The organism is Glycomyces paridis (assembly GCF_004912155.1).
GTDB lineage: Bacteria > Actinomycetota > Actinomycetes > Mycobacteriales > Micromonosporaceae > Glycomyces > Glycomyces paridis.
Map to the genome: position 1 here is coordinate 1 of NZ_STGX01000029.1, position 4,393 is coordinate 4,393.

Sequence of the window (4,393 nt, forward strand, 5' to 3'; positions counted from 1 at the left end):
CCGCGCCCGCGTCGAAGCCCGGGTACTGCTCGGCGACGCTGGAGCGGGCGGCCTCGAAGCGCTCCATGAACTGCGGGTACACCACCGACTCCTGGGGCAGTCGCAGCTCGGTGTACACCGCGCCGCCGCGGGCGGCGGCGGCCAGGGCGTCCTCCAGGATGCCCTCGTACACCTCGGGGTCGACCGCGTCGAGGTCGAAGCGCGGCACCGCCGACATCCGCTGGAGGCGGGCCAGGCCGGGCGGGGCGACGGTCTGGACGGTCGTGCGCCGGTCGGCCCAGTCGACCGGCGAGGAGCTCAGCACCTGATCGAGGCGCGCGGGCCATTCCGTGTTCTGGTGCAGGTCGATGAGGTCCATGTTGGGATGATCACATTTCGATCACGAAGGGGGCGGTCTTTCGCACGGCGTGTCCCTTTCGGGGAGTGACGTTTTTGCGACACTCGGGCCCGCCCGGCGGGCCCGGCGAACCGCCGACCCGCCGCGGTGTCCCTCCTTCGGATGAACTTTCCGTGCGGCCCTGCGAAACCGGTCGAGAACGTGCACCCGTGACGGTCCGCCGCGCGAACCGTGAGCCCCCGAAGGCCTTCCGCGGGGCCCCTCGCACCGCCGCCGGCACCTCATGAGACACGTCCCAGCGGCCCTCGCGGCGGTACCGCGCCCGCGGTGTCACCGTTAGACTTCCGTCTCATGAACTCGCACGACGCACCCGAGATGGGCCCGCTGCTGTCAGGCATCGGCAGGCTGGCCGATTTCAAGTCGCTGGACGAGGCCGACCTCGCGCCGCTCGCCGACGAGCTCCGCGAGTTCCTCATCGGCGCCGTCGCCCTCACCGGCGGGCACATCGGCCCCAACCTCGGCGTCGTCGAGCTGACCATGGCGATCCACCGGGTCTTCGACTCCCCGCACGACCAGGTCGTCTTCGACACCGGTCACCAGTCGTACGTGCACAAGGCGCTCACCGGCCGGGCGCGGCGGTTCGACGGCCTCCGCGGCCGCGACGGCCTCACCGGCTACCCCAGCCGCGCCGAGTCCCCCCACGACCTGGTCGAGAACTCCCACGCCTCCACGGCGCTCTCCTACGCAGACGGCCTCGCCAAGGCCCACGCGCTCTCCGGCTCCGACCGCCACGTCGTGGCCCTCGTCGGCGACGGCGCCCTCACCGGCGGCATGTGCTGGGAGGCGCTCAACAACATCGCCGCCCGCGAGGACCTCAAGCTCGTCATCGTCGTCAACGACAACGGCCGCTCGTACGCGCCGACCGTCGGCGGCCTCGCCAAGCGCCTCTCGGGCCTGCGCCTGAACCCCGGCTACGAGCCGGCCCTGCGCCGCATCCAGGAGCTGGTCGAGAAGATCCCCGTGTTCGGACGCGCCGCGTACGCGGGCCTGCACGCCGCCAAGACCGGGATCAAGGACGCCGTCGCCCCGCAGGGCATGTTCTCCGACCTCGGCATCAAGTACGTCGGTCCCGTCGACGGGCACGACATCGCCGAGCTCACCGAGGCGCTGGAGCGCGCCAAGCGCTTCGGCGGCCCCGTCATCGTCCACGCCCTCACCGAGAAGGGCCGCGGCTGGGCCCCCGCCCGCGCCGACGAGGCCGAGCAGATGCACTCCCCGCCCGCGTTCGACCCGATCACCGGCGAGCCCACCGGCTCCTCCAAGCGCCGCTGGACCGGCGTGTTCGCCGACGAGCTCGTCGCCCAGGCGAACCTGCGCCCCGAACTCGTCGCCATCACCGCCGCGATGCCCGGCCCGACCGGCGTCGACAAGCTCATGAAGCGCCACCCCGAGCGCGTCTTCGACGTCGGCATCGCCGAGCAGCACGCCGTGACCTCGGCCGCCGGGCTCGCCATGAACGGGATGCACCCGGTCGTGGCCGTCTACTCCACCTTCATGAACCGCGCCTTCGACCAGACCGTGCTCGACGTCGCCATGCACCGCCTCCCGGTGACCTTCGTCCTCGACCGCGCCGGGATCACCGGCCCGGACGGGCCCAGCCACTACGGCATCTGGGATACCTCGATCTTCCGCGTCGTCCCGGGCCTGCGCATCGCGGCCCCGCGCGACGCCGCCTCGCTGCGCGAGGAGCTCGCCGAGGCCCTCTCGGTGGACGACGGCCCCACCATGCTGCGCTTCCCGACCGGCGCGGTCCCCGAGGCCGACCTCGTCGCGGTCGAGTCGCACGAGGGCGTCGACGTGCTCGTCAAGCACGAGGACGACGAGCTCCTCATCGTCGCCTGCGGCTCCTTCGCCGGCCTCGGCGTCGAGGTCGCGACCCTCCTCGCCGAGCAGGGCATCCGCGCCACCGTCGTCGACCCCCGCTGGATCTCCCCGGTGCCCGCGCCGCTCGTCAAGCTCGCCGGGCAGTACCCGCTGGTCGCCACCATCGAGGACGGCATCCGCACCGGCGGCTTCGGCGACGCGCTCGCCCAGTCGCTGCGCGACGCCGGCGAGGAGGTGCCCCTGGTCGACTTCGCCGTCGAACGCGGCTGGCACCCCCACGGCACCCGCGCCCAGCTCCTCGCCGACCTCGGCCTCACACCGACCGCGATCGCCGACCGCCTCGCGGGCGAGGTCCACCGCCGCGGCGAAGCCGAAGCGCACCACCACTGACGATTCCCGAGAACGCGACGCGGCGGGCCCCCGTGGGGGACCCGCCGCGCTGGGTGCTGCACATTGAGGACGCCGCCACCGCGGCGTCCGGTTGCACCGCTAGCGCATCGACTTCAACCCGTCCCTGATGCGGGCGACGTCGCGGCGGCGCCGCTCGAAGGTCGCGCCCGCGCCGATGAGGATGACGCCGCCGATGGCGGGCGGAATCCACACGGGGATCAGGTGCCACAGCAGGGTCAGCTCGTTGACGGTGAGGATGAGCAGCGTGATCGAGCCGAGCACCAGGGGCGCCTGCCAGCGCCGGTGCAGGCCCGCGATGATCACGGCGATCACGGCCGCGCCCAGGGCGACGCGGCGGACCGCGTTGCCGTCTCCGAGGGCCGCGAGGAGGCTCGGCACGATGCCGATGAGGAGCGGCGCGGCGAGCGTCGACCACGAGCCGGCCTGGGGGCGACGTTCCAGGCGCCACAGTCCGAGTCCGAACAGGATCGCGGCGGGCATGGCCGTGTAGGCCTCCAGGACCGTGACGTCCTGGGCCGCCAGGAGCGCCCACCAGCCGAGCGTGCCGGTGCACAGGGCGGCGATGGCGTAGCCCCACTTGCGGACCGGCGCCATGATCGCCGCGCCCGTGAGCGCCAGCGTGTAGATCCCGAGCTGGGTGGGCAGGAACAGGGTCCGGTCGTAGGAGGAGAACAGGTCGCCGAACCACTCCGAGAGCGCGGCCGAGCCGATCGAGGCGCCCGCCAGGACGTGGGCGAGGATCGCCGCGAGCACCCGGTCGGGTCGGCTCTTGCGGGGCGCGCCGACGGCGAAGACGAGCATGGCCGCGGCGGTCGCGGTGAGCCACAGCGGGATCCATCCCTCACCGGGGTCGAGCGTCTCGGTCCCGGCGGTCGACCCGGCGGTGATCGGGGCCCACACGGCGACCGCGACCCAGCCGGTGCACCGGCCCGCGAGCGTGCCGGAGCCGATCGCGGCGGCGAGCCCGATGAGGGCGCACACGAGGAAGCCGACCGTGGGGAGCGCGTCGAAGCGGGCCTCGTCGGTGCTCCACAGCAGGATCGAGCCGGCGACGACGGCGAACGTGACCGCCAGGGCGGCGGCGTCGACGCGGTGGCGGCGGGGGAGCAGCACCGAGGCGACGGCGAGCGCCGCCAGGACGAACGGAACCTCCCACGTGAAGAGCCCGCCGGGTTCGGCGAGGTCGAGCAGGACGGCGAAGCCGCTGAGGGCGGCGATCGCGGCGGCGGCGGCCGTGCCGGAGCCCACGAGGTACGACGCGATGCGGAGCGCCCCGCCGACCGGCTCGGCCACGAGGGGCGCGATGAGGCGGGCGGCGAGGAAGACCACGAGGTAGGCGATGAGGTCGGGCGCGTCGAAGGCGACGGTCGCGAACGCGGCGAGTGCGGCGAGCCCGGCGGCGGCGGCCGTGGCGAGCGGCCACGTGACCTTGCCGCCCGCGCCGCCGACCGCTATGGCGACGACGCCCGCGGCGAGGAGCGCCAGCGAGGGCACCGTGAGTTCGGGTGCGTCGGAGCGGATCGCGAGCGTCCACGCGCACAGGACGAGTGAGCCGGCCGCGGAGGCGGCGATGAGCATCGTCGTGACGGACACGCCGATGCGGCGGGCGAGGTGCAGGCCGAAGAGGTTCGCGGCGGCGAGGAGCGCGACGGCGGCGGCGATCGGCGGCACCACGGGGCCGTCGAGCCCGAAGGCGGCGCGCAGGCCCGCCGAGCATCCGGCGACGACGGCGCCGCAGGTGAGGAGCCGCGAGGCCCACAG

General features: G+C 73.9%; 3 protein-coding genes. 1 reads left to right on the forward strand and 2 read right to left on the reverse strand.

Translation table 11 applies throughout. The annotated features are described in order from the left end of the window. Positions 1–358 (reverse strand): hypothetical protein (locus E9998_RS24925; RefSeq protein ID WP_136532460.1); only part of this gene is annotated, 358 nt, incomplete at its 3' end. Positions 359–688: 330 nt separating this feature from the next. Between E9998_RS24925 and dxs the strand changes: the two genes are divergently transcribed. Continuing rightward, the gene (gene dxs / locus E9998_RS24930; RefSeq protein WP_204745650.1) at positions 689–2,611 is read left to right on the forward strand and encodes a 1-deoxy-D-xylulose-5-phosphate synthase; all 1,923 of its coding nucleotides are present in this window, start codon (positions 689–691) and stop codon (positions 2,609–2,611) included. 99 nt (positions 2,612–2,710) lie between these two features. Here dxs and E9998_RS25615 read toward each other — a convergent pair. Further along, positions 2,711–4,393 (reverse strand): SCO7613 C-terminal domain-containing membrane protein (locus E9998_RS25615; RefSeq protein WP_204745651.1); only part of this gene is annotated, 1,683 nt, incomplete at its 5' end.